General features: G+C 41.0%; 31 protein-coding genes and 1 pseudogene. 4 read left to right on the forward strand and 28 right to left on the reverse strand.

The features are described 5' to 3' along the window. Positions 1-32: 32 nt before the first annotated feature. Positions 33-287: a DUF2627 domain-containing protein gene (locus tag GJU41_RS16770; RefSeq protein WP_154319143.1), complete on the forward strand. Its 255-nt coding sequence runs from the start codon at positions 33-35 to the stop codon at positions 285-287. Positions 288-298: 11 nt separating this feature from the next. Here GJU41_RS16770 and GJU41_RS16775 read toward each other — a convergent pair whose 3' ends face one another. Beyond that, positions 299-1,027: a glycerophosphodiester phosphodiesterase gene (locus GJU41_RS16775; protein ID WP_070876671.1), complete on the reverse strand. Its 729-nt coding sequence runs from the start codon at positions 1,025-1,027 to the stop codon at positions 299-301. Between the two features lie 48 nt (positions 1,028-1,075). Between GJU41_RS16775 and GJU41_RS16780 the strand changes: the two genes are divergently transcribed. After that, complete coding sequence (locus tag GJU41_RS16780) at positions 1,076-1,225, forward strand: YycC family protein (RefSeq protein ID WP_070876670.1); 150 nt, start codon at positions 1,076-1,078, stop codon at positions 1,223-1,225. Between the two features lie 70 nt (positions 1,226-1,295). On the opposite strand, the pseudogene spo0A reads toward GJU41_RS16780, so the two are convergent. The 23 genes and pseudogenes from spo0A to GJU41_RS16895 form a co-directional block, all read right to left on the reverse strand. Next, positions 1,296-2,088 (reverse strand): annotated as a pseudogene (gene spo0A, locus GJU41_RS16785) (sporulation transcription factor Spo0A). A 303-nt stretch (positions 2,089-2,391) separates the two neighbouring features. Next, complete coding sequence (spoIVB, locus tag GJU41_RS16790; protein WP_170292816.1) at positions 2,392-3,681, reverse strand: SpoIVB peptidase; 1,290 nt, start codon at positions 3,679-3,681, stop codon at positions 2,392-2,394. A 237-nt stretch (positions 3,682-3,918) separates the two neighbouring features. Further along, positions 3,919-5,643, reverse strand: a complete 1,725-nt coding sequence (gene recN / locus GJU41_RS16795; protein ID WP_070876668.1) for a DNA repair protein RecN — start codon at positions 5,641-5,643, stop codon at positions 3,919-3,921. A gap of 31 nt (positions 5,644-5,674) precedes the next feature. Further along, positions 5,675-6,124 (reverse strand): transcriptional regulator AhrC/ArgR, encoded by a 450-nt coding sequence (gene ahrC / locus GJU41_RS16800; RefSeq protein WP_070876667.1) that lies wholly within the window; start codon positions 6,122-6,124, stop codon positions 5,675-5,677. Positions 6,125-6,251: 127 nt separating this feature from the next. Further along, positions 6,252-7,094 (reverse strand): TlyA family RNA methyltransferase, encoded by an 843-nt coding sequence (locus GJU41_RS16805; RefSeq protein ID WP_070876666.1) that lies wholly within the window; start codon positions 7,092-7,094, stop codon positions 6,252-6,254. Positions 7,095-7,097: 3 nt separating this feature from the next. After that, positions 7,098-8,990 (reverse strand): 1-deoxy-D-xylulose-5-phosphate synthase, encoded by a 1,893-nt coding sequence (gene dxs / locus GJU41_RS16810; RefSeq protein WP_070876665.1) that lies wholly within the window; start codon positions 8,988-8,990, stop codon positions 7,098-7,100. A gap of 307 nt (positions 8,991-9,297) precedes the next feature. Continuing rightward, positions 9,298-10,182 carry a polyprenyl synthetase family protein gene (locus GJU41_RS16815; protein ID WP_070876664.1) on the reverse strand — a complete coding sequence of 295 codons (885 nt, stop codon included), beginning with the start codon at positions 10,180-10,182 and terminating at the stop codon, positions 9,298-9,300. Continuing rightward, positions 10,182-10,415, reverse strand: coding sequence for an exodeoxyribonuclease VII small subunit (locus GJU41_RS16820; RefSeq protein ID WP_070876663.1), 234 nt, complete (start codon positions 10,413-10,415; stop codon positions 10,182-10,184). The genes GJU41_RS16815 and GJU41_RS16820 overlap by 1 nt, the downstream gene beginning before the upstream one ends. Beyond that, the gene (gene xseA / locus GJU41_RS16825; RefSeq protein ID WP_070876662.1) at positions 10,408-11,760 is read right to left on the reverse strand and encodes an exodeoxyribonuclease VII large subunit; all 1,353 of its coding nucleotides are present in this window, start codon (positions 11,758-11,760) and stop codon (positions 10,408-10,410) included. The genes GJU41_RS16820 and xseA overlap by 8 nt, the downstream gene beginning before the upstream one ends. Before the next feature lie 14 nt (positions 11,761-11,774). Further along, entirely contained in the window at positions 11,775-12,650 is an 876-nt protein-coding gene (gene folD, locus GJU41_RS16830) for a bifunctional methylenetetrahydrofolate dehydrogenase/methenyltetrahydrofolate cyclohydrolase FolD (RefSeq protein ID WP_070876661.1), read from the reverse strand. Positions 12,651-12,681: 31 nt separating this feature from the next. After that, a complete protein-coding gene (nusB, locus tag GJU41_RS16835; RefSeq protein WP_070876660.1) occupies positions 12,682-13,074 on the reverse strand; it encodes a transcription antitermination factor NusB in 393 nt (130 codons plus the stop codon). Positions 13,075-13,275: 201 nt separating this feature from the next. Continuing rightward, positions 13,276-13,683, reverse strand: coding sequence for an Asp23/Gls24 family envelope stress response protein (locus GJU41_RS16840; RefSeq protein WP_070876659.1), 408 nt, complete (start codon positions 13,681-13,683; stop codon positions 13,276-13,278). Between the two features lie 23 nt (positions 13,684-13,706). Next, entirely contained in the window at positions 13,707-15,059 is a 1,353-nt protein-coding gene (accC, locus tag GJU41_RS16845) for an acetyl-CoA carboxylase biotin carboxylase subunit (RefSeq protein ID WP_070876658.1), read from the reverse strand. An 11-nt stretch (positions 15,060-15,070) separates the two neighbouring features. Next, positions 15,071-15,568, reverse strand: a complete 498-nt coding sequence (accB, locus tag GJU41_RS16850; RefSeq protein WP_070876657.1) for an acetyl-CoA carboxylase biotin carboxyl carrier protein — start codon at positions 15,566-15,568, stop codon at positions 15,071-15,073. A 255-nt stretch (positions 15,569-15,823) separates the two neighbouring features. Beyond that, entirely contained in the window at positions 15,824-16,408 is a 585-nt protein-coding gene (locus GJU41_RS16855) for a SpoIIIAH-like family protein (RefSeq protein ID WP_070876740.1), read from the reverse strand. Between the two features lie 17 nt (positions 16,409-16,425). Further along, positions 16,426-17,079: a stage III sporulation protein AG gene (spoIIIAG, locus tag GJU41_RS16860; protein ID WP_070876656.1), complete on the reverse strand. Its 654-nt coding sequence runs from the start codon at positions 17,077-17,079 to the stop codon at positions 16,426-16,428. Next, positions 17,072-17,704, reverse strand: coding sequence for a stage III sporulation protein AF (spoIIIAF, locus tag GJU41_RS16865; protein WP_070876655.1), 633 nt, complete (start codon positions 17,702-17,704; stop codon positions 17,072-17,074). The genes spoIIIAG and spoIIIAF overlap by 8 nt, the downstream gene beginning before the upstream one ends. An 11-nt stretch (positions 17,705-17,715) precedes the next feature. Further along, complete coding sequence (gene spoIIIAE / locus GJU41_RS16870; RefSeq protein ID WP_070876654.1) at positions 17,716-18,885, reverse strand: stage III sporulation protein AE; 1,170 nt, start codon at positions 18,883-18,885, stop codon at positions 17,716-17,718. A gap of 26 nt (positions 18,886-18,911) precedes the next feature. Further along, positions 18,912-19,301, reverse strand: coding sequence for a stage III sporulation protein AD (gene spoIIIAD, locus GJU41_RS16875; RefSeq protein ID WP_175443507.1), 390 nt, complete (start codon positions 19,299-19,301; stop codon positions 18,912-18,914). A gap of 12 nt (positions 19,302-19,313) precedes the next feature. Continuing rightward, on the reverse strand, positions 19,314-19,520 hold the full coding sequence (gene spoIIIAC / locus GJU41_RS16880; RefSeq protein ID WP_029279768.1) for a stage III sporulation protein AC: 207 nt from the start codon (positions 19,518-19,520) through the stop codon (positions 19,314-19,316). A gap of 21 nt (positions 19,521-19,541) precedes the next feature. Next, positions 19,542-20,057 carry a stage III sporulation protein SpoIIIAB gene (gene spoIIIAB, locus GJU41_RS16885; protein WP_070876652.1) on the reverse strand — a complete coding sequence of 172 codons (516 nt, stop codon included), beginning with the start codon at positions 20,055-20,057 and terminating at the stop codon, positions 19,542-19,544. Further along, positions 20,054-20,974, reverse strand: a complete 921-nt coding sequence (spoIIIAA, locus tag GJU41_RS16890; RefSeq protein WP_070876651.1) for a stage III sporulation protein AA — start codon at positions 20,972-20,974, stop codon at positions 20,054-20,056. Before spoIIIAA ends, spoIIIAB begins: the two co-directional genes overlap by 4 nt. Before the next feature lie 73 nt (positions 20,975-21,047). Then, entirely contained in the window at positions 21,048-21,329 is a 282-nt protein-coding gene (locus GJU41_RS16895) for a YqhV family protein (RefSeq protein WP_070876650.1), read from the reverse strand. 117 nt (positions 21,330-21,446) lie between these two features. Here GJU41_RS16895 and GJU41_RS16900 point away from each other — a divergent pair, with 117 nt between their 5' ends. Beyond that, a complete protein-coding gene (locus tag GJU41_RS16900) occupies positions 21,447-21,623 on the forward strand; it encodes a hypothetical protein (protein ID WP_154319145.1) in 177 nt (58 codons plus the stop codon). Positions 21,624-21,643: 20 nt separating this feature from the next. Here GJU41_RS16900 and efp read toward each other — a convergent pair whose 3' ends face one another. The 4 genes from efp to GJU41_RS16920 form a co-directional block, all read right to left on the reverse strand. Next, positions 21,644-22,201, reverse strand: a complete 558-nt coding sequence (gene efp / locus GJU41_RS16905; RefSeq protein ID WP_070876649.1) for an elongation factor P — start codon at positions 22,199-22,201, stop codon at positions 21,644-21,646. A gap of 51 nt (positions 22,202-22,252) precedes the next feature. Next, a complete protein-coding gene (locus GJU41_RS16910) occupies positions 22,253-23,314 on the reverse strand; it encodes a M24 family metallopeptidase (RefSeq protein ID WP_070876648.1) in 1,062 nt (353 codons plus the stop codon). Position 23,315: 1 nt separating this feature from the next. Further along, positions 23,316-23,756, reverse strand: coding sequence for a type II 3-dehydroquinate dehydratase (gene aroQ, locus GJU41_RS16915; RefSeq protein ID WP_070876647.1), 441 nt, complete (start codon positions 23,754-23,756; stop codon positions 23,316-23,318). Positions 23,757-23,840: 84 nt separating this feature from the next. Further along, complete coding sequence (locus tag GJU41_RS16920; protein ID WP_070876646.1) at positions 23,841-24,377, reverse strand: YqhR family membrane protein; 537 nt, start codon at positions 24,375-24,377, stop codon at positions 23,841-23,843. A 539-nt stretch (positions 24,378-24,916) separates the two neighbouring features. Between GJU41_RS16920 and GJU41_RS16925 the strand changes: the two genes are divergently transcribed. Further along, a complete protein-coding gene (locus GJU41_RS16925; protein ID WP_070876645.1) occupies positions 24,917-25,864 on the forward strand; it encodes a DUF1385 domain-containing protein in 948 nt (315 codons plus the stop codon). The last annotated feature ends 41 nt before the right edge of the window (positions 25,865-25,905 follow it).

Here is a 25,905-nt window from a genome sequence, read left to right on the forward strand (position 1 = left end):
TTTAAACAGACAAAGGGGAAAGGAATAAAAAAATGATACGAATTTTCGCTTTATTAATCATGGTGATTCCCGGAGTTTTGGCCGGCTACGGCATTAAATTAATGCGTGATATGCTCTTTGGAATTCTTCAAGCTCCTTTTTCAAACCTGGGTCTGCAATTCACTGCCGGGCTGCTTTTATTTATAGGCGGATTAAGTTTTGTCGCAGGATTTATTTTTTACCGTGACCGCAAACGAAATAAAGTGCAGAAAAAATTCCAGAAAAATAAAAGAACCCCGTTAGTTTAAGTTAAACGGGGTCAAATTATTTCTTTTTTTAGCAATAGGGCCTTTTCGGGGTAATCCGTGAAAAATCCTGCACACTCTGATCTGAAAAGCATTCGCATTGTTGTGTCATCGTTGACTGTAAACGGACGCACCTGGATTCCATTAGCCTGAGATTGAAAGATCACCTGCTGATCAGCTGCATAATGGATAGGATGAATTCCGCTGGCTGAAAGTGTTTTGGCATAATTCCAAGGTTCAAATAACCTCTCGCTTATAAGGGCTGCGGTTTCAAGTTCAGTTGAGATACTGCGGCATCTCATCAGACTGTCATGATTAAAAGATGAGAGAATGACGCGATTTTGCATGTTATGAGTGAAAATCTGCTGTATGACTTTTTCTTCAAGGTTTTCATATTGAATCCGATCATTTTTCAGTTCGATATTCACCAGAAAATTTGAAGTTCCGCTCCATGAAAGCACTTCTTCAAGAGATGGGATACCTGCTATTCCTGTGTATTCAGGAAAGCGGCAGCATGCATCCAATGTTTTAAGCTGCGAAAAAGTTAAGTCTTTCACAAAACCATTGCCATTCGTTGTACGATCAACCGTTTCATCATGAATAACAACTGGAACTCCGTCCTTGGAAAGATGAACATCCAATTCAATTCCATCGGCACCAAAATCAATTGCCGCCTTAAAAGAAGGCATCGTATTTTCAGGATATGTACCTGCAGCACCTCGGTGCCCGAATATTTTGGTCATGAGCATCACCTGTTTCCAGTATTTTTTAGAAAGGAGCATATAAGAGCTATGAGACCACTTCCAATATCCGCTGAAACAGCGATAAAGCTTTCAGAGGAACTAAACGTGCCGATTGAACAAATCATGCATATGCCCCAGCATATCCTTCTTGCTAAGCTTGCTGAAATGCAGAATAAAAAAGACAAAGAAGAGCAGTAAACAGCAAAGAACCCAATTTTCACTTGATTGGGTTCTTTTTTATGATCCTGCCTCTAAGATTCTAGCTCTCTCAAGAAGCTTTATGCTCTAAACGCAATTTGTCAGCGACCATTGCGATGAATTCTGAATTTGTCGGTTTCGCTTTAGACATGCTTACTGTATATCCGAATAAAGAGGAAATCGATTCAATATTCCCGCGGCTCCACGCTACTTCAATTGCATGGCGGATCGCACGCTCGACACGGCTTGCTGTCGTGTTATATTTTTTGGCGATATCAGGATACAGCACTTTTGTAATGGATCCAAGCAATTCGATATCGTTATACACCATTGAAATGGCTTCTCTTAAATATAAATAGCCTTTTATGTGGGCAGGAACGCCAATTTCATGAATGATGCTCGTAATGTTCGCATCAAGGTTTCTTCCCTTATTTTCGGACTGGGATCTGAGAGAGGAGTTAGATCTTGAAAGAATCGGCGCTGCTGATTTTCCGCTTACTTGACGAATATGATTAACCAGGTTTTCCATATCAAAAGGTTTTAAGATGAAATAAGATGCACCAAGGTCAACTGCTTTCTTTGTCACATCTTCTTGCCCGAAAGCTGTAAGCATGATGACATTAGGCTGTTTGGATTTTTCCATCTCTCTCACCTTTTTCTAAAACAGCTAGTCCGTCCAGATGAGGCATGATAATGTCCAGAACCAAAACATCTGGATCTTTATCCTTTAACATATTCAGACACTCTTGTCCGTTGTAGGCAATACCAAGCACTTCCATGTCTTCCTGACTTGAAATAAATTCATCCAAAAGCCCCACTAGCTCCCGATTATCATCAACGACACACACTTTTATTTTCTTCAATTAAGCTTCCTCCTCAGTCTTCATTTCCCGCCTAAATCGATAGTATCTCTATACATCATTCTAAATGAGAATTTCGACAATGCAACAAAAATTCCTCTTATTTTTTTAAAAAATACCAAAAAAATGAAATATCTAAATTATTCTTCAATTTGCTCACGTTTTCGACGAGTTACGCTATTTTTCTTTTCCAAAGTTAAACAGTTTTGTCGAAAAATCTTCTTCCTTACATTTTACCTAAAATTAGACGATAAATAAAGTCAAAAAAAAATAGCTGTTAAGAAACTTGTCTCAACAGCTAATTCATCAGCTCGCTTTTTTTGCATCTTTATGATAGATATCAATACCTGCTTCACTCAGCATCCACTCGATATGAACACCATAACCTGACGTTGGGTCATTTACGAAAACATGTGTGACTGCTCCGATTACTTTCCCGTTTTGAATAATAGGACTTCCGCTCATCCCCTGAACAATACCTCCGGATTTCGCTAAAAGTGCCGGGTCGGTAATTTTAATGACCATCCCTTTTATCGCAGGAAATTTTTGAGGAGTTGAACTGACGATTTCAACATCAAATTCTTCTACTTTATCCTGGTCGACCACTGTCAAAATGTGAGCGGGACCTTCTTTTACTTCGTTTGATAATGCGATTGGCATTGGCTTATCGTAAAGTCCATTTGCCATGTCCTCATTTAGCTTCCCGAAGATTCCAAACGGGCTGTTCCTTGTAATATTGCCGATTACATGACGGTCGCTTGAAAATCTTGCCAGCTTTTCGCCAGGATTCCCGTTGCTTCCTTTTTCAATCGATGTCACTGTTGATCTTACGACTTGCCCATCCTGTACGACAATCGGCTTTTTCGTATCCATATCAGATATAACATGTCCAAGGGCGCCGTATTTTTTTGAATTTGGATCATAAAAAGTCATGGTCCCAATTCCTGCTGCGGAATCACGTATATATAAACCAATTCGGTATGCACGTTCATTTTCATCTTTCAAAGGAACTAATTTTGTTTCAATTTCTTGATTCTCTCTGGATATAACTAAATCAAGCGGTTTGCCTGTTTTTCCAGCTTCCTGTATAAACGGCGTTACATCACTCATGCTCTCGACTGTTGAGCCATTTATTTTCTTAATAATGTCTCCGACCCTAACACCTGCAATTTCGCCAGGTGACTTTTTGCCTTCTGCTGTTTTAATTTGATGATGACCTACAACAAGTACACCAAGCGTATTCAGTTTCACACCGATTGATTGACCGCCTGGAATGATTTTAAAATCTTCAAGCACTTTTACATCAACTTTTTTTATGGGAATTCCCGCTAAATCAAATACTATTTCACCAACTCCGCTTTGCTTTCCTTCGATCTGAAGGGATTCAGCACCGGTTTTAATTGAAAAAACCTGTTCTGAATCGCTGGCTTTGGCACCAGCCTGCAGAGATGTTTCCATTGATAATTGCTGATTTTCAAATACGGTTAAAGAATTTGGCAATTGAATGTATTCTTTAACAGGTTTTACAAATCCTAAACTCATTAAAGAAACAAGGAGAATACAACCAATTATTTTTCTAATTTTATCAAAGCCCAAATATACACACTCTCCTCGCTCCTTACACCACACCAATACATCGGCTACATTCATTAATTTTGCCTTCTGAAGGCGCATTTATAACTGATATTAAAAGAAAATGTTGCTGTTTTGATGTATAACGCATGTAATGCTCAGAAATAAGGAAGCGGATTGGTTAGTTGGCCGTGATAAATCGGCTATATGCTTGATTTGACGTAAAAAATCCAAAAAAAATACTGCCGGGGATGGCAGTATTTATAAGCTCTTGACCGTGTCAGCTAGAGCAAGCAGTTCTTTTGCGTGCTGTTTTGTTAAATCTGTTACTTCAACGCCGGCGATCATCCTGCCGACCTCTTTTATTTTTTCTTCTTCCAGAAGCGGTTTTACGCTTGTTTTGGTTCTTCCTTTAACCGTTTCTTTTGATATGAAAAGGTGTGTGTCTGCCATCGCAGCTACTTGTGGAAGATGCGTAATACAAAGGACCTGTGACCCGACAGAAACTTTGTAAATTTTTTCTGCAATCGCCTGTGCAACCCGTCCGCTTACACCTGTGTCCACCTCATCAAAAATAATGGATGTGACACCCTGGTGCTTTGAAAAGATGCTTTTCATGGCAAGCATAATCCTTGAAAGCTCTCCGCCGGAAGCAATTTTAGAGAGTGGTTTTAATGGTTCACCAGGATTGGTCGATAAGTAAAATTCCGTTTCATCCACGCCATTTTCTCCAAATTTAGCAGGTACACCATCAATTTGAGGCGCATCCTTGCTTCCTTCCCTTACGCCAAAAACAACCTCAAATTTTGTTTTTTCCATATACAATTCTTTCAACTCCCGCTGAATTTGCTTTGTCAGCTCAGCGGCGCTTTTTTTCCGGACGGCAGTCACGTTTTTTGCTTCAACGATCAGATCTTTCACCAGGCTGTCCAACTCGTTTTTCAGCTTGAACAAATGACTGTCTCGGTTTTGGATCGTATCAATTTCTTCTTCAATGGCCGCTGCGTATTCCAGGATTTCTTCTACATCCTGTCCGTATTTTCTCTTAAGATGAGTAATTTCCCCAAGTCGTGTTTCGATTTCATTCAATCGCTCAGGATCGAATTCCAATTGATCCAGCTCATTTCGAATCTGAAAAGATAAATCCTCTAGCATATAATAGCAGTTTGAAATGGTTTCGGACATTTCTTTCAGCGACTCATTTATTGCTGATACTTCTTCTAATTGACTCATGGAATGGCCAATATAATCGAGGCCTCTTTGCTCGCCGTGCAGTGAATTATAGCTATTTTGAAGTGATTCAAATATTTTTTCAAAGTTGGATATTTGGCTTTTTTCTTCCATCAGCCTCTCATCTTCTTTGATTTTTAAATCTGCTTTTTCAATTTCTTCAAGCTGAAACTGAATCAAGTCAAGCCTATGGGCCATTTCCTGTTCATTTTCAGACAGCTGTTTTATTTTTTTCACAAGCTTTGCGTATGTATCGTAAATTTCTCTGTATGAAGCAAGTGCATGATTGATTTTTCCCGAGCCGAACTGATCGAGAAGCTTCCAGTGGTTTTCCTCGTTCATGAGCTCCTGATTGTCATGCTGTCCATGAATATCAATAATCATTTGTCCGATTTCTCTAAGAATTCCAATGGTGACAAGCTTCCCGTTAATACGGCAGATGCTTTTTCCTGAGGATGAAATGTCGCGTCTTAAAACAATCATTCCGTCGCTCGTATCGATTCCAAAATCATTGCATCTGTCTATACAGGGGTGTTTTTCATCATCAAGTAAAAAAAGACCCTCTAATTCAGCACGTTTCTCTCCGTAACGAACAAATTCAGATGAGCCTCTTCCGCCGACAAGCAAATGGACGGCATCAATGATAATCGATTTACCTGCTCCGGTTTCTCCAGTTAAGACGGTCAGCCCTTTCTCAAAGGAAACCGTCAATGATTCAATAATTGCAAAGTTTTTTATTGAAAGTTCCGCTAACACAGCGCCGGATCCCCCCTTAAATATTTCGTTATTAAAGCATATCCAGAAAACGTTTCGAAATAATTGAAGTATCCTCAGGCGTACGGCAAATGATGAGAATCGTATCATCTCCGCATATAGTGCCCAGAATTTCATTCCAATCAAGATTATCAATTAATGCACCAATGGCATTAGCATTGCCAGGCAGCGTTTTCATGACGATGTTATGCCCTGCTGAATCAATTTTCACGAAGGCATCCATTAAAGCCCGCTTCAGCTTTTGCAGCGGATTAAAACGCTGATCTGCAGGAAGACTGTATTTGTACCTGCCGTCAAGCATAGGCACTTTCACTAAATGAAGCTCTTTAATATCTCTTGAAACAGTGGCCTGTGTCACGTTGAAGGCAGCTTCCTTAAGCATGTCCACTAACTCATCCTGAGTTTCAATTTCATTATGAGTAATCAGCTCGCGGATTTTTATGTGTCTTTGACCTTTATTCATTAGGCACCCCTTGTTAACTGTATGTTTATACTGAATATGTTATATGATATTTTAATAAAAGTACACGTTTTTGTCGAAGTGTATGTTCTTATTTTAATCAAAACAAACAGGAATAATAGCTGCTCTATTATTCCTGTTCCGATTTTTTGCTTTTTAGTTCATTATGGGCTTTTTCAACCACGCTGTCGATTGTATCCGGAAACCTCATGCTTCCGGGGGCATCTGATCCGTTCCAGAGCAGATGAAGCAGAAATTCAATATTGCCGTCTCCTCCCGTTATAGGAGAAAAAGACAGATTGCAGCAGTCATACCCTTCTTTTAGCGCAAAGTCAGTAATATACTCCAATACCAATTTATGCGTTTTTGGCTCCCTGACAATCCCCTTTTTCCCCACAAGCTCCCTGCCTGCTTCAAACTGCGGTTTAACAAGCGCGATGCAGTCACCGCCGGCAACTAGAATCTTTTTAAGTGCCGGCAGAATTAATTTCAGTGAAATAAATGAAACATCTATCGAAGCAATTTCAGGCAGCCCTTCTGAAAAATCAGCTGGCGTTGAATATCTGAAATTTGTCCGTTCCATGACAACAACCCGTTCATCCTGGCGGAGTTTCCATGCAAGCTGGTTATAGCCAACATCAAGGGCATATGACAGCTTGGCCCCATTCTGGAGGGCGCAATCCGTAAATCCTCCTGTTGAAGAGCCTATGTCGAGGAGAATTTTATTTTCAACTGAAAGATCAAATTCTTTTAATGCTTTTTCAAGTTTCAAACCTCCGCGGCTTACATATCGCAGCATATTTCCCTTAATCGTAAGATTTAAAGCAGGATCTACTTTCTCGCCCGGTTTTTCAACTCTTTCTTCGTTTGCATAGACGAGCCCTGCCATAATGGCACGCTTCGCTTTTTCTCTCGTTTCAATCAGCCCTCTTTCAACGAGGAGGATATCAATTCTTTCTTTTTTCGAACTCATTCATTAAACCCTTTTCTCTTTCGGTTTTGATATGCTTAAAATCCGTTCCTCTGCGTGAAAAGCCGTTAATCCTATTTCTTCAAGCAATTTATTTACGCTGCCGTGTTCAATAAAACGGTCAGGAATGCCCATTCGGTCTATAACGGCATCTGAATGGCCATGCTCATGAGCAAATTCAAGCACCGCACTGCCGAATCCGCCTTGCAGAACAGCCTCTTCAATTGTAAGCACAGGAATTTTTTCAGCAAAGATTTCTGAAAGCAGTGCCTCATCAAGAGGTTTGATGAACCTTGCATTCACCACACGGACTGAAATATCTTTTTTCGCAAGACTTTCCGCAGCCTTCATAGCCATTTCAATCGTTGTGCCGAAAGTCAGGATAACAGCATCTGTACCCTCTCTGATTACTTCCCATGTTCCGATTGGGATTTCTTTCAGCTCGTCATCCATTTTCACGCCAATTCCATTTCCTCTAGGATAACGCAGTGCGATTGGTCCATCATTATATTTTAAAGCAGTATAGACTAAATGCTGTCCTTCATTTTCATCTTTAGGCATCATGACTACCATGTTCGGCAAATGCCTCAAGAACGCGATATCAAAAACACCCTGATGTGTCTCACCATCAGCACCAACTAATCCTGATCGGTCAATTCCGATGAAAACATTGAGGTTTTGACGGCATATGTCATGAACGACTTGATCGTATGCACGCTGAAGGAATGTTGAATAGATGGCCAGAAACGGTTTCATATCCTGTGTGGCAAGTCCGGCTGCCACTGTAGTTGCATGCTGTTCTGCAATTCCGACATCAAACATCCGGTCAGGAAATTCGCTTGCAAAGCCTTCAAGTTTTGAACCGACAGGCATAGCCGGTGTAATGGCAACGATTCGATTGTCTTCCCGCGCCATTCTTCTGACGGTCTCGCTGACAAGACTGCTCCACGCAGGACCTGCGGTTTCACCCTTTACAAAATCGCCCGTTTCAATCTTATACGGTCCAGTTCCATGCCATGTTCCAATTTTATCTGTTTCAGCAGGCTGATATCCTTTGCCCTTTTTTGTAATGACATGTAAAAGAACAGGTCCTTTTGTTTTTTTAGCATACTGCAGATTCTCAAAAAGATCATCGTAATTATGGCCATCTACAGGGCCGAGATATGTAATTCCAAGCTCCTCAAAAAAGATGCCTGATACAAGCATATATTTTAAGCTGTCTTTTACACGTTCGGCAGTCGCTGCAAGCTTACCGCCAACAGCAGGTATTTTCTTCAGAAGATACTCAAGCTCATCTTTAACCCATTGATATTTTCCTGCAGTTCTTAATTTTCCAAGAACATTATGAAGAGCACCTACATTTGGTGCGATAGACATTTCATTATCATTCAAAATGATGATCATATCTTTTTGTTCGTGTCCGATATGATTAAGCGCTTCGAGAGCCATTCCTCCTGTCAAGGCGCCATCACCGATAATCGGCACGATATGATCTTTTGTCCCCTTTAAATCTCTTGCAATGACCATTCCCATTGCTGCAGATAAAGAAGTAGAACTGTGTCCTGTTTCCCAAACATCGTGCTCGCTTTCGTTGCGTTTAGGAAATCCGCACAGACCCTGATATTGCCTGATTGTATCGAATTCGCATGCCCGGCCAGTCAAAATTTTATGAACATACGATTGATGCCCCACATCCCACAGGAATTTATCATTTGGACTGTCAAATATTTTATGCAAAGCAATTGTCAGCTCAACAACGCCAAGATTAGGTCCGATATGACCGCCGCTGACAGAGAGCTTCTCGATTAAAAATTTGCGAATTTCGGCACTCAATTGCTCTAGTTCATTATTTGATAGCTTCTTAAGGAATGAAGGGTCTTTAATGGATAACAGATCCAAATGGATCACTCACTTTCAGTTCATTTTCTACATGGTTTATTTAGTGTTTAAAATAGCCGCTAACACAGCTGTGATAACGGCGACATTTGCAGCATTTCATGAAATTCTTTTTTCATCCTGATATCCCGCGCTGTATGGAATCGATATGTATAAAATATGGTGTAAGTATAACATACCGTAATAAAAACCTCAATTTGATGGTGTGCTATAACAGATTGAAGAGATATTGAGCAGAAGGTGAAACCGAATAGAGGTGAAAAAAACCGTTAAAATCAAAAACGTGACATTCAGCTGTCACGTTTTTGGTTTAATGATCTCTTGAAGCAATTAAGTCGCATAATTCCTCAAGCAAGCCTGAATGGATATTAATATCTGTCAGAATCGCTTTTGCATGGCTAATATGGTCTTCCAGTTTCTGTTTTGCACCATGTAAAGTAAGAAGTGACGGATAGGTCGTTTTTTGATTCGTTTCATCCGATCCGACAGGTTTTCCTATTTTAAACTGCTGGCCTTCAATATCTAAAATATCATCCTGAATTTGAAAGGCAATTCCGATATGATAAGCAAATTCACGAAGCTGAGCGATTTCCGCGCGTGAGGCATCAGCTAAGATTGCTCCCGCGATAATACTGAAAGCGAGTAATTTTGCCGTTTTATGTTCATGAATAGATTCCAGCTCTGAGAGGGTCAGGTTTTTCGCTTCTCCCTGCATGTCTGCCACCTGGCCCCCTACCATTCCTTCAATGCCTGCAGCTTTTACTAATTCACTGATCAGGGCAAGGCGCTTCTCTGCAGAAATGTCCTCCTGATCAGCAATCAATCCAAAGCTGTGCGTAAGTAGGCCGTCTCCTGCAAGAATGGCCAGTGCTTCTCCGAACACTTTATGATTTGTAGGCTTTCCTCTTCTTAAATCATCATCATCCATAGAAGGAAGATCATCATGAATAAGAGAATATGTATGAATCATTTCCACTGCGCAAGCAGCAGGGATTCCGATTTCTTCCTTCTTTCCGAAAGCATGCAGCACGGCGAACACTAAAGCAGGGCGAATTCTTTTGCCGCCCGCGCTAAGCGAGTAAATCATTGCCTCTTTAATAGAAGGAGGGGCAGAGAGCCTGCTGATGTATAAAGGCAGCTCTTCCTCAATTTTTACTTTTCTGGAAGAAAGAAAAATGTCAAGAGACAGCGTCATTACTCTTCCTCCTGCAGATCAAAAGGGGCAAGCTCTCCGTCTTCGCGGAGAATCTGGTCCATTTGCTTTTCAACCGTCTGCAGCTTATCATGGCAAAGTTTTGAAAGCTTCATTCCGTCCTGAAAATAAGCGATTGCTTTCTCAAGAGGCACATCGCCCTCTTCAAGCTTTTCGACTATTTGTTCGAGCTCTTCCATGGCTTGTTCAAAAGTAGCTTCTTTTTTCTCACTCATAAGCTTTTCGCTCCTCCACTCCTGTAACTTGGCAGATAACCTGCCCGTCCTGCATTTGAATGTGAAGATCATCACCTGTTTTGACTTGCGAGATGCTTTTCACAAGATTTTCATTCTGATAAGCAATGCTGTATCCCCGCTCCATTATTTTCAGCGGACTCAGTGCGTTCAGGCTTGCGGTCATTGACTGAAATTCCGCCTGTTTTTGACGCAGCAGAACGGACATATCCCTGTTCATTTTCTTGATCAATTGCTGATGCTTCTCTTTTTCACGGTGGATTTGTTCACGGGGATGCAGACGGGATAAACGATTTTTTAATTGATCATATTTGTCCTTTTTCAGCTGAATGGACCTGATGCTTTCTTTTTGCAGTGCTTCTACTAATTGATCGAGCTGCTGTTCCTTTTGCTGATACAGCTGCTTCGGATATTTAAAGGCATAAGACTTTTGATAATAAGCCAATTGCTCTTTTTTCGAAGAAATCTTTTCCTGCATTGCGCGCAGCAGACGGGTTTGCCGATTGGAAGTTCTCTCCAGAAGCTCTGCAAAATGCGGCACTGCAAGCTCTGCTGCTCCAGTTGGAGTAGGCGCCCTTAAATCTGCAACAAAATCTGCAATTGTATAATCCGTTTCATGTCCCACAGCTGAGATGACCGGAACCGCGGAATTGAATATTTCTCTAGCAACCATTTCTTCGTTAAAAGCCCATAATTCTTCGATCGATCCTCCGCCGCGGCCAACAATCAGCACGTCCAGATAGCCCAAGGCATTGGCCTGCTTAATCGCTCCAACAACAGACGGGCCAGCATGGATTCCCTGCACAAGTGCAGGGAGAATGATGACTTTAGCTGAAGGATAGCGGCGCTTGATTGTAATCAAAATATCCCGGATTGCAGCTCCTGTAGGCGAAGTAATGACACCTATTGCCTGAGGGTATTTTGGAATCGGCTGTTTATGCTTTTGATCAAACAGTCCTTCTTGTTCGAGTTTCTTTTTAAGTTCCTCATATGCAAGGTACAGACTTCCGATACCGTCAGGCTGCATTTCTTTCACGTACATTTGATAGCTGCCGCTCGGTTCATAAACAGAAATTTCACAGCGAAGCAGCACTTTCATGCCATTTTCAGGCTTGAATTTAAGCGATGAATTTTGGCCTGCAAACATAACGGCTGCAATCCGGGCACCTTCATCCTTTAATGTGAAATACATATGGCCTCGGCTGTGCATTTTAACATTTGAAAGTTCACCCTTCACCCAAATATCCTTCAGGTGGGGATCGACATCAAACTTTCGTTTAATATACTTTGTTAAGGCTGTAACTGTCACATACTTCATTTCACTCATCGCCAAAGACTCCTTTAAAGCTCTTTACTTACCTGCAGTCTTTCAGCGGAATTTCTTGCTGATTTTACTACATTGTGAGCAAGCATAGTAATCGTCATCGGACCTACCCCGCCCGGAACAGGAGTGATGTGGCTTGCTATTTGCTTTGCATCTTCAAAAACGACATCGCCGCACAGCTTCCCTGTCTCAAGCCTGTTGACACCAACATCGATTACAACAGCATTTTCTTTTATGTGCTCGCCTGTAATGAAATTAGCTCTGCCGACAGCTACAACTAAAATATCGGCTTGCTTTGTTACTTCTTTTAAATCCGGCGTTCTTGAATGACAATACGTAACGGTAGCATGCTCATTCAGAAGCAAGATGCCGACCGGTTTGCCTACGATATTGCTTCGTCCTACTACTACAACATGTTTACCCGCAATTTCAATATTTGCAGATTTTATCATTTCCACAATTCCAGCAGGTGTGCACGGCAAGAATGTATCTTCGCCGATCATCATTTGCCCGATATTAAGAGGATGAAATCCATCTACATCTTTTAAAGGAGAAATTTTTTCAATGACTGCTTTTTCTTGAATATGATCTGGCAATGGAAGCTGTACAAGGATGCCATGGCAGCTTTCATCATGATTATATTTCTCAATCACATCCAGAAGTTCTTTTTCTTCCATTGATTCAGGAAAATGTTCAAGCGTGAACGCCACGCCGATTTCTTCTGACGCTTTTTGTTTTCCTTTAATATAAGAAATAGATGCTGGATGATCGCCTACTAAAATTACGACAAGTCCGGGCACAACACCTTGCTGTTTTAATTCTTTCACTTCCTGTGCAAGCTGTTTGCGTTTTTCCTGAGCTAATTCTTTTCCGCTGATTATTGAAGCTGTCATTGTTTGTTCCTCCTCCGAGTATTGTGATTGGTTATTTATCAATCGTCTGTTTAATGTTTGAGAGGACACCATTAATAAACTTCGGTGATTGATCATCCCCAAAGGTTTTTGCGAGTTCAATTGCTTCATCAAGAGTTACATTGACTGGAATTTCTTCAATATACATCATTTCGTATACAGCGAGACGCAGTACAGATCGATCTACATTTGCAAGTCTCTCAAGTTTCCATTTCACTAAATGAGGTTTGATTTGTTCATCAATCTCTGCCATATGCTCAATTGTTCCAAGAACAAGAGCAGTCATAAACTCGTCAAGTTCTTCCCCGTCAAGCGCATGAGACATCGCTTCTTTAGGATCAATATCACTTACATCTATTTGAAAGAGTGCCTGCAGCGCTTTTTCTCTTGCTAATCTTCGTTTCATTTGTTCTTGCTCCTTTATGTACAAAAATGTCGAAATGTCATAAAAAGATAATACCATATTTCATGGACATAAGCACATCGTTAAAAACCTTTTCTGTCGAAATGACGAATAAAAAACTTCACATACAACTTAACATTCGTATTTAACCAAATGTTCAATCTATTTAGGTAAAAAAAAACCAAAGGAAGATCTCCTCTGGCTTTACATTTCCTGGTCGACTTCAATTTCCTGTGACTTTGTTTCAAATTGAATGCCCACTACATGAATATTAATTTCATTGATTTCAAGTGCTGTCATGTTGTATAAAGCCTGGCGCGTATTATCCTGAATGCGCTGAGCAACCGTAGGAATGGAAACTCCGAACATCATGACACAATATACATCAATCGTAATTCCGTCTTCTGAAAGATCAACTTTTACACCTTTGCCGTGATTTTTTTTCCCTAAACGCTCAACTACGCCAGATGCGAAGTTGCCGCGCATTTGGGCAACGCCTTCTACTTCAGAAGCTGCAATACCGGCAATAACCTCAATGACCTCAGGGGCAATTTCAACCTTGCCAAGACCATTTTCTTCATGAGTCATTTCAAGTAATTTGTTTTCTTTCAAGAATCAGCACCTCCATATATTTTTCAAGCTTCCATCACTTTATGGATTTCTAAAAATTTCGTATTAAACTCCCCAGATACAAACGTTTCATGCTCAAGCAGCTTTTGGTGAAAAGGAATCGTTGTATGAATTCCTTCAATCACAAATTCACCCAGGGCACGCTTCATTCTCGCAATTGCTTCTTCACGCGTAGCGCCGTATGTAATCAGTTTAGCAATCATCGAGTCATAGTATGGCGGAATTGTATAGCCCGGGTACACTGCAGAATCTACTCTAACACCCAGTCCGCCGGGCGGCAAGTACATCTCTATTTTTCCAGGTGACGGCATAAAATTCTTCTCTGGATTCTCTGCGTTGATCCGGCATTCGATGGCCCAGCCATTGAAAACAACATCTTCCTGCTTAACGGACAGGGCAGACCCTGAGGCTACTTTAATTTGTTCTTTAATCAAATCAATGCCTGTTACCATTTCAGTCACGGGATGCTCAACTTGAATACGTGTATTCATTTCCATGAAATAAAATTTATTTTCAAGATAATCAAAAATAAATTCTACTGTACCTGCTCCCGTATAGTTTACTGCTTCTGCTGCTTTAACAGCTGCTCTTCCCATCGTCTCGCGCATTTCCGCTGATAATGCCGGAGAAGGTGTTTCTTCAAGTAATTTTTGAAGACGGCGCTGAATTGAACAATCTCTTTCACCCAGGTGAATGACATTGCCCAGGGAATCAGCCATAACTTGAATTTCTACATGCCTGAAATCCTCAATGTACTTTTCAATATAGACTCCGGGATTTCCAAAAGCAGTTGCTGCTTCCTGCTGAGTAATTTGAATGCCTTTAATCAGCTCTTGTTCTGTTTTAGCGACCCGGATCCCTTTTCCGCCTCCGCCTGCTGTTGCTTTAATTATAACAGGATACCCGATATCATTTGCAAGCGAGACAGCGTCGCCTGAATCTTTAATAATTCCCTGTGAACCCGGAACAATCGGCACTCCCGCTTTTCTCATCGTTTCCCTTGCAACATCCTTTGTTCCCATTTTAGAAATGGCATCAGCGCTTGGTCCCACAAAGATGATGTTGCATTCCTGGCAAAGCTCTGCAAAGTCAGCATTTTCAGCTAAAAAACCGTAGCCGGGATGTATGGCTTCACTGCCGGTTAATTTCGCAACACTAATAATGTTCGTGAAATTCAAATAGCTGTCTTTTGAAGCTGTCGGACCGACACAATACGCTTCATCAGCCAGCTGAACATGCAATGAGTCCCTGTCTGCTTCTGAGAAGACTGCTACCGTCTCTATTCCAAGTTCTTTGCACGCCCGAATAATCCGAACCGCAATTTCTCCTCTGTTTGCTATAAGCAATTTCTTAATCATAGTTTCTCTCCTTACTCTGGTCTGACAAGGAATAATGGCTGACCGTATTCAACAAGCTGACCATTTTCAGCTAGAATCTCAACAATTTCCCCTTTTACTTCTGCTTCTATTTCATTAAACAATTTCATGGCTTCAACGATACAGACAACTGAATCAGATGTCACTTTTGATCCTACTTTTACATAGTCGTCTGTGTCCGGAGAAGATGCAGCATAAAACGTTCCAACCATAGGAGACGTGATTTTATGTAATGATTCCTCCTGAACAGGAGCTTCTGCTTCTTTCTTAGGCTGTTCTTTTACTTCCTGCATTGCTGCCACAGCCTGTGGAGCAGGGCTTTGGCTCTGTTCGACTGCTGCTACTGAAGTAACGCGATTTGCAGCTTTCTCTAATTCATCCAAACGTTTTTTCAATTTAATTTTTGAACCTTCATGTTCATAAGTAAATTCATCAATAGAAGACTGGTCAATGAGTTTGATCAGTTCTCTGATTTCTTGTATCTTCAACATCTGCTGGCACCCCTATTCAAATTCTTGATGATTTCTTGACCATCTTATTTGTTTTATAATCTAGTACTAAAACTTAGTCCTATTATACATCTTACGACAGGTCATGCATTAAATTCAATATTAATTCTTTCCTGAAGAAGAGGATCTTAATATGTAAGACTACTTTAAATTATAAGGTAAATCAAAAAAATATGAAACGTTTACACCAATTAAATAGAAAATCCCCGTGTGGCAGACACACAGGGAAGTTGCTGTTTATTGATTAGAAGGCTCCAATGTAACCGCTACATCTTTCATGCCTTTCATCTCACTGCTGACAAGCTGAATGATTTTGTTTGCTTCAGATGCTGAGCTCTCTTTTGCTTTCACCGTTACTTTCACTTTCTCTCCTTCGATGCGGACGAGAGCATCGTCATAGCCATTGGATTTAATGAACGTTTCAAGAATTTCCTCATTGGCCACCGCTTCATCAATCGCATTCATTTCATCTCTGGCTGCACTTTTTTCAGCGGCTGATACATCTTTGCTTGCCACGATATCCTCTAAGCTTTCTTTCCTAGCACTTCTTGTATCTTCAAGCTGCAGACGCATGGTAGCAAACAGCTCATCGTTTGAAACCGATACAACTGTTCCATCCTCAGCCTCCTCGATCGTAACTTCCCCTTTATCATTTTCCTTTTCTGTCTCTTTCACGGCTTCTGCTTTGTCACCTTTTTCAGCCTCTGCTCCAGTTAATGCCACATCGTTTTTCACTTCTTCGGGAGTTGTAATATAGTAGACTGACAGGACTACAACCAAACTTAACATCGTTAATAACCAAACCGTTTGTTTTTTCAGCATCATTCGTGAATCCTCCTTTATTTCCCTTTTTTAGCTGCAACTGCAACGCGGTGGCTCGGTACCCCAAGCACTCTCGTTACAGCTTCAACAATTGATTTTTTTATTTGAATGTTATCAGCACCCGCAGCTACAACAAGCACTCCCCTTATTTCCGGTTTCTTGGTCTGAAGGATGATTGGAGTTTCCTGCTCTCCCTTTCGGATAATGACAACGGATTCTTCTGTTGATCCATCTTCGACCGTCCTCTTCCCTCCCTGAGGATCAGTCTCTTCTGTCGTCTGGCTTTGTGACACGCTGTTTTTTTCAAGAATTTGCTCTGATGTGGCATCTACATTGACGACAACCATTGCATTCTCAATGCCAATCATTGAATCGAGCGCTTCTTTTAATTGATTCTCATATTCTTGCTCGTATTTATCGATAGACCCTGAACCCCCGCTTTCTTCAGAGGGTTTAAAGACATCGGCATCACCTGAAGCTGTTGATGTCAGACCGGAGACTTGCGACACCTTCGGCAAACTTGCCTCATTCGTGAAAAGGTTGCTGATCAGCATAAAACCAATTCCGATTGCCAAAACGATTAGTACATAGTGATACTTAGATGGTTTTTTGCCGTTTTCAATGTTTATCATGCTTTTTAGCTTCTCCAACAAATTCTTTGGATTACTCATCTGTGCTGCCCTCCCCTCCTTCCATTTTCAAGGAAATCTTATCAGGGTCAACTTCCCAGATACTTGCCAGGTACGATTTAATCTCTGATGCCTGCCTGATTTGATTTTCTTTTTCAGTCTCTTCTGTTTCCGCTGCACCAAGTAGAACTGGCTGAATGGTTTCAACCGCTTCGGATTCTGCTTCCTCTGCTTCAAGTATCACCTCTATGCCCTGCAGACTTTTTTGAATTTCTTCAAATGGTTCATCTACAGTTAGAGAGATATGTTTAATCGATACATCATAGCTTTGCACCAGCTCCTCTTTTGCCTGTGATTTTAATTGGACAGCCATGTTTTTTAAAATATATGCATCGTTGGAAGCTTGTATTTCTTTTTTTTGCAAATCAATCATTTTTTTTATCTCTTCTTCCTTTGTTGGAGATTCCATTTGAACATCTGATACAAGCGTATTGATGTCAGCTGATAATAATTTGAAGACCGGCGAGAGAATGATGACGATAAGCAGAAGACTGATGACCATTTTTGCGTACTTTTGCATGGCTGAATTCGGCAGCAGCAAATCAAGGATGACAGCAAGCATAATAAATAGAATGATATTCGCTATCCATTCTGTTAAAAAAGACATGCCTCATCCTCCTAACGAACCATCATGGTAATGTTTCCAGCAGCAATAATGACCGTAATACTTAAGAAAAACATCAAAGAAACAATGGCAAGTGCGGCAAAAATATAAATCACGCTTTTACTGATGATATCGAGGCACTTGATAATCGGTCCTCCGCCGAGCGGCTGCAGCAGGGCAGCCGTAAATTTATAGATAAAGGCAAGTGTCAAAACCTTTATCGCAGGAAACGCTGCGATAAAAAGCAGGATCGCGACGCCGATAATCCCGACTGTATTCTTTAAAAGGACTGAAGCACTGATGACTGTATCCGTTGCGTCGGTGAACATTCTGCCAAGCACCGGAATAAAGTTGCCTGTGACAAATTTAGCTGTTCGAATCGCCATACCGTCAGATACGGCTGCAGATGCTCCCTGAACAGAGATGACACCGAGAAAGACGGTTAAAAACGTTCCGAGAAGGCCAATACTTATATTGCGCAGCAGCTGTGCAAGCTGGGTCACTTTGTATTGATCTGTCAATGTACTTACGATGCTTAACAGAGCTGAGAGGAATAACAGCGGCAGAACGATTTTTTCAATCAATACCCCGCTTGTGTTCATAAGGAAGAGGATGACAGGATGGAAAAACGCTGCTGAGATTAGGCCGCCAGAAGCCGCCATGAGCGCAAGCAGCAGGGGAATCAGCGCCAAGATAAAACTTGTCATCGTCTGTATGGCTTCAACTGTGTATTCAATCGCTATGTGAAAACTATTAAGAGCGATAATCATCAGCACCATATAGACAAGCGCATATGCTACTTTGCTTACCGTACTTTGGCTGAATGCATCTTGAAGCAGCTGCAGAAGCATACTGAAAATCGTCAGCAGAATTAGAGTTCCGAGCAACTTGCCGTTTGCAATGATTTCATGAAAAATATATTTCAAAAACGCTTTTGACCATTCCTGGAAGGACAATTCCTTTTCTCCATTTAAAAATTGAAGCAAGCTTCCTTTTTGACTCTCTGGAAGATACCCTCCATACTCTGTCATAATGTCATCCCAGAATTTTTTGATTTCCTGAATTCCGAGCTTGTCTATTTGCTGATCAATTAAGTCCTGCTGCGGTGGAGGGGGAGAGGCTTGTACAATCACTGGAAAAGAAAAAAAGAAAAGAAAGAAGATGGCGATGATTCCTTTTTTCATTTTACTCACCCCTTAAAGCCTCGCTATTAAGCCGGTATTAATCCGATAATGGTTTCTATAATGACAGTTAATATCGGCACTGCCATGGCCAGAATCAAAATTTTTCCGCCAAGCTCAATTTTTGAGGCAATGGCGCCCTGTCCGGCATCTTTTGTAATCTGAGCTCCAAACTCTGCAATATAGGCGATTCCGATTATTTTTAAAATGGTTTCTACATACATCATATTAATATTTGCATTCAATGCTATTTTTTCAATCATCGTGATAATCTGTGAAACCTGATCGACCAGAAATAGAAAAATGACACAGCCGACAAAGACTACAAGCATAAAAGCATATGTCGGCTTTTGTTCTTTTACGATTAATGCTAGAAAAGTGGCCACTAAGCCAAGTCCGACAATCTGGATAATTTCAATCGCAGAGCCCCCCTATCCCTGAAAGAGGAAGACTGATTTTATTTTTTGGAACAGATCCTCAACTATGGAAGCAACCATGAACAGAATGTAGATAAATCCAAGCAATGTAACCCATTGTGCATATTCTTTCTTTCCCATTTGATCAAGTATCGTATGAAGAAATGCCACAACAATTCCAATTCCCGCTATCTGAAAAATGATATTCACATCTACTCCCATTACATGTAATCCTCCTGACTGCTACATCAATAAAATAACGAGCAATAATCCAGATAAAAAACCTAAGCTTTTCAGCATTGTTTCATAGCGGCTTTGTTTATCAAGAGCATCCGCTTCTTCTCGTTCAAGATGGGTTAAGGTCAGGCGAATATGTTTTTGCTGCGACACTATGTCGTGCTGTCCGAGCGTCTCTCCAAATTGCTTTAAAATTTCATATTCTCCCTGCTTAAATGCCGTCATCCGCCAAACTTCCTGCAGGCTATTTTCCCAGGCTGCCTTCACACTTGTATGCCCTGCGGACAGTCGTTTTGAAAACTCTTCAAAAAACCATGAGAGCGGCTTTGGCATCTGTTTTGACAAAGTGGCTGCTGCTTCTTTGAGAGGTGTGTGCGCATACATAATTTCTGCCTCAAGAGCCTGGAGAGCAACCTTTAGCTGCCTCAGCTGGCGAGGACGCTCACTTATATGCTTCGCCACTTCAAACCCTGTCCATGTAGTCGCTAGCAAAATAAATACAGCTCCAAGTATTTTTATCATGACGGTATACTCACTTCATTCCGTATCAGCCGTCTATCAGCATCCAATATTCTTTGAACTGTCCCAGGCCCATTCGTTCTTGAGAGTTCAATATACCGTTTAAAAATGCCATGCTCTGCCAAAGGCTTTATTGTCGGGCGTGAAATGAGGTCGTCAAGTGAATAGCCGTGCACAGAAATGAAAAGCCCTACTCCGGCATGAACGGCCTCTAAGATAGCTTCTGTATCTTCCATCCTGCCTGCTTCATCCACAACCAGAACATCCGGACTCATCGACCTGATCATCATCATCATTCCCTCTGCTTTCGGACAAGCATCAAGCACGTCCACTCTTTCCCCGAATTCATGCTGGGGAATTCCATTGATGCAGCCTGCAATTTCTGACCGCTCATCCACAATTCCTACTTTTACGGAAGGAATACTGCCTGTTCCTGTACTCATTACTCTTGCAAAATCACGAAGAAGAGTTGTTTTTCCTGTTTGAGGGGGACCAATAATCATTGTATTCATCCAGGCTTTATGATAGATGCTGGAAATAAAAGGTTCAGCAATGCCTTTTTTCTGTTTTGCCACACGAATATTAAAGGATGTTACATTTCGAATTGCTTTCACAGCGCCGTTTTCTGTAATAACACGGCCTGACAGTCCCACGCGGTGGCCGCCCTGTATCGTAATAAAACCTCGCTTCAGCTCCTCTTCAAGCGTATAGATGGAGTATTGGCTCAGCTCATTTAAAAGAGATATTCCGTCTTGATAAGTAGCCTCGCAAGGCAGAAAAAATGGTTCTCCTGCTATTACAATTTCTACTCTTTTCAAAATCCTGATTCGGATCTCTTCAATTTTTTCAAGCGCTTCCCGCGGCAGGTTCAGCACGTGTTTTCTTATAGTTTCAGGAAGCATCTCTGTAATCTCGTTCAACTGGCTTCCTCCTTGCATAGTCTCTTGATACTCTAATGTTTATGCAGGCTTGGACACAATATGACTTCTTATGTTACTTATAGACTCCAATTAATATAAAAGACACCCCGATTGCGATAAAAATCAGTTTTGCATATGAAAGCTGCTCTGCAATCTGAAAGATTCCTATTGTCATGGTTAAAATAAAAATAATCGGGCCAACAATGGCAAGCATGGAATTAATTAATACAGCTTTGCGCACATCGTTGAAGACGAGCATTAATATAGCTGCCGTCATTTCAATGCTTGCAGATAATAATCTTAATAGAGCCATTGATCTTACTGCCGGATCTAAATTAGCAAGGTAGTGTTTCATCTTGTCCTCCTCCGTGGTTATTACTAAAACCTATGAAGAATAAAGGATAAATAGACAAAAAGAATTCTTGACAGAATTTTCAGATTTAATAATAATAGGTAGAAAGGGGGATGTGTCATGGGATTTGGAGTGGAAGCTTATGAATTATATAACTATTTACAATGGTTCATTGGAATGATGATTTATATTTTCATACCGGCAGCACTTCTTTTCAGAGCGGGTAAAAAGAAAGAGGATAAGGGAAAAGTCTTCCAGACGCAGCCACTATTAGAGGATACAAAAAACTCCATCTGAAAAGATGGAGTTTTTGATGACTAAGCTCTTGAAACGTATGAGCTGTCAGTAGTATTAATAATAAGAACGTCTCCTTCATTTACAAAGAAAGGAACGTTTACAACCAGGCCAGTCTGCACTTTTGCAGGCTTCGTTCCGCCTGAAGCAGTATCGCCTTTGATGCCAGGCTCCGTCTCAATAACTTCGAGTTCAACTGTGTTTGGAAGTTCAACTCCAAGCGTTTCGCTTCCGAACATCATGATGGACACTTCCATGTTTTCTTTTAAGAACTTCAATTCGTATTCAATAGATGCTTCCGGAAGTTCCACTTGATCGTATGATTCATTATCCATGAATACATGCTGATCTCCATTTGCATAAAGATATTGCATTTTGCGGTTCTCAATTTGAGCTTTCGCAACTTTTTCACCAGCGCGGAATGTTTTTTCCTGAACAGCTCCTGTACGCAGGTTGCGAAGTTTAGAGCGTACAAATGCTGCTCCTTTACCTGGCTTTACGTGCTGGAAATCCATTACGCGCCAAATGCCATTATCTACTTCAATTGTTAAGCCTGTACGAAAATCATTAACTGAAATCATTTATGTTCCTCCTATGTAAATGCTGCTTTATTAACGTTCTGGAAGCTTTTATTATAAAATAATAAGCTCTTTTGGGGAGTGTGTTAGCGACTCATTACCGTCCTCTTTAACGACTGTATCATCCTCGATGCGGACCCCGCCAAGCTTTGGTATATAGATGCCAGGCTCGACAGTTACGATCATGCCCGGTTCAAGAACCGTTTCAGATTTGACAGACAGTGACGGCCCCTCATGAACTTCCATGCCGAGACCATGACCAGTTGAATGGCCGAAATATTCACCGTAGCCGTTTTCGGAAATATAGTCTCTTGTTAGAGCATCTGCTTCTTTTCCCGTCATTCCGGCTTTTATCCCATTCATTCCCCGCAGCTGTGCTTCGAGTACAATGGAATAAATCTTCTTCAGCTCATCACTTGGATCTCCCACCGCAATCGTTCTTGTAATATCTGAACAATATCCTTTGTAGTATGCACCAAAATCAAGTGTTAAAAAATCGCCTTTTTCAATTTCTTTTTCACTGGCTACACCGTGCGGCAGCGCAGAGCGATATCCTGATGCAGCAATAATATCGAATGAAGAAGAAACAGCGCCTTGTTTTCTCATGAAAAATTCAAGCTCATTTGCGACTTCAATTTCCTTCATACCCGGACGAATGACTGTCAAAATGTGCTTAAATGCAGCATCTGCAATCTCCGCAGCTTCCTTTAATATCTTAATCTCTGCTGCAGACTTAATCAAGCGTAACTTTTCTACAGCACCGGAGACGGGAACAAACTCAATCTCTTTTAATTCATCCTTATAAGCAGTGTATGAAGCGAAGGATAGATCATCCTGCTCAAAACCAAGACGTTTTATCGACATCTTAGCGGCTTGGGCTGCCACCTCTTCAAGAATCGGTCCTTTATGCTGAACAATCTCAAAACCCTCAATTTGTTTCGCTGCCTGCTCGGTGTATCTGAAATCTGTAATAAATACAGCATGCGAGTCAGTTATGACCGCAACACCGGAAGAGCCTGTAAAGCCTGTCATATAACGGCGGTTGTAGCTGCTCGTAATAAGAATCCCGTCCACATCAAGTTCTTTTAATCTGTTTCTCATTTTCTCAAGCTTCATCTTATTTCTCCCCCATCTTTTTATGTAATGCGAGTAAAGCATATTGATAACCCTCAAAACCAAGGCCGATAATTTGCCCTGCAGTTACAGGGGCCGTAACAGACTGATGCCTGAATGGTTCACGGCTATGTACATTAGATATATGAACCTCGATGACAGGCAGGGAAACGCTTGCAATTGCATCTCTTATGGCATAGCTGTAATGAGTAAAAGCCCCGGGGTTAAGCACAATTCCATCATACTGATCGTCTGCCTCATGAATCGCATCAATCAAGTCCCCTTCATGATTTGATTGAAAGCAGGTGATTTGAAATGCTTGATTTTCTGCAAATAACATTAATTCACGTTCTAAGTCTGTAAGCGTTTTGCTGCCATAAACATCAGGCTCCCGCAGACCAAGTCGATTGAGATTTGGACCATTAATAATCAAGAAATGCCGCATCATAAAAACTCCTTGCTTATATAATCTAAAAAAAATAGAATGTTCAATTTATGAACATTCTACCATAATCGCCGATTACTTTCCTTAATGTTGAGGTGACGCCTTCGCATTTTTTTTACTTAAGAGCTCGTTATGTTCAAAGGAAATGGTATAGCCGACAAATACTCCATATAAAATATAAAGACATATTGTCGTAACGGTAGTCAGCCGTTCAAGTTCAAAGACAGATTTTAAATTAGGAAAAATCGGATTTAAAAGGAAGAATACGAGCGCCCATAGCGAGAGACCAAAAGCAAGGCCAACAAACATGGATGAGAATCTCTTTAAAACAAGATAATACAAAAGCGCCGTACCGACGGAAAGAATGCCAATGCAGAATACTGAAACAAAGTTTCCTATGACGCCATTTTTCCATTCTCCTAAAATAAAGGGCTGAAGCAATAAATTCGGGCTAATTTCTGTTAGATTCAGGACATAAGCTAAATAACCGAGCAAACTCCAAATCACTCCGCCTGCAAAACCTGTAATCACCACTCTTCCTATAAAAGGAATCGATTCACCTGGCTTATCAGGATCATCTCTTTTTTCTCCGGCAGAATTAGATTGAAAATCATCTGTCATATGTACACCTCCTGCTCTTAGTATGTGCAGGAATTCTGCTCCCTCATTCAAAAAGGATACAAATCAGATGTCTAGCAAAGATCTGCGGGGTTATACTACTAAGAGTGAGACATCGCTTGTTCAGCACTGACAGTAAAATATAAGCTGATCTTTGTCTTAAGCTCTTTTCGTAAACTTTGTTGCTATTAGTCTAAATATTTGAACGCATAAGTGGATTGTAGCGGAAGGAACTTGACTCCTGCGGAAAATAGAGCAAAATGGGAGACCCCACAGGCAAAGCCGAGGAGGCTTCCATGCTCCCCGCGGAAAGCAAGTTCCTGGAGCGGAAAGGAACGGTCAACATTAATAATCGAAAACAATATCCTTTGCGAATACAGCAGCCTTGTCTTAAAATAGAAAAATTGATCACAATCTAAAAAGAATTAAATTCAACTGCCTAGAGGTTTATCCTGTTTTTATGTAGAATATAAACATAACATTCTCTGCAGCTTTGTTTAAAAACAGTCCAAAAAGAGAATAGATAGGTAGGTTGGTGAAAAATGTCAAAGCAGAATAAGCCTGCATATGGCGGGCAAGCAGTGGTAGAAGGCGTCATGTTCGGCGGAAAGCATCATTATGTAACAGCCATCAGACGCAAAAACAAACAAATCGACTATTTCCGGTTACCGCGAAAATCAAGCAGCATGATGACAAGCCTTAAAAAGATTCCATTCATTCGCGGCATCGCAGCTATAATAGAAGCAAGCGCAAATGGAACGAAGCACCTGAATTTTTCAACAGACAGGTATGATCTCGATCCTGAGGAAGATGAAATACTCAAGCAGCCTAAAAAAGAATCAAAGATGACGATGATTCTTGGAGTTGCAGCAATCGGTGTTCTTTCCTTTCTCTTCGGGAAATTCATTTTCACTTTAGTGCCACTGTTTCTGGCTGAGCTGACAAGGCCCATTTTCTCTTCTGACCTTGCACAAATATTAATCGAAGGGCTATTCAAATTAATTCTGCTCTTAGTCTATATTTATGCGATATCATTTACTCCGCTGATCAAGCGTGTTTTTCAATATCACGGTGCAGAGCATAAAGTCATAAATTGCTATGAAAATGAAATGCCGCTTACGATAGAAAATGTTCAGAAACAAACTCGTTTGCATTACCGGTGCGGAAGCAGTTTCTTGTTATTCACTGTTATTGTAGGGGTATTTGTTTACATGCTTGTTCCGACAGAACCGCTTTATGTGCGTGTCCTTAACAGGCTGGCATTAATACCTGTCGTGATTGGCATTTCATTTGAAGTCCTTCAGTTTACAAATAAACTCAGGGATGTTCCTGTTTTAAAATGGCTCGGTTATCCCGGCTTAAGTCTTCAGCTGCTGACGACGAAAGAACCTGACAACGATCAGGTCGAAGTTGCCATCGCAAGCTTTAATGAATTGCTGCGGATGGAAAAGGAAACTGAAGAAGGTATAAAAACGGAACAAATTGTATAAGCTGAACTTCATTAATTCATTTTCATCTTGGGAGGTGGACT

The sequence above is a fragment of the Metabacillus idriensis genome (assembly GCF_009674765.1).
GTDB classification, from domain to species: Bacteria; Bacillota; Bacilli; order Bacillales; family Bacillaceae; genus Bacillus_P; species Bacillus_P idriensis.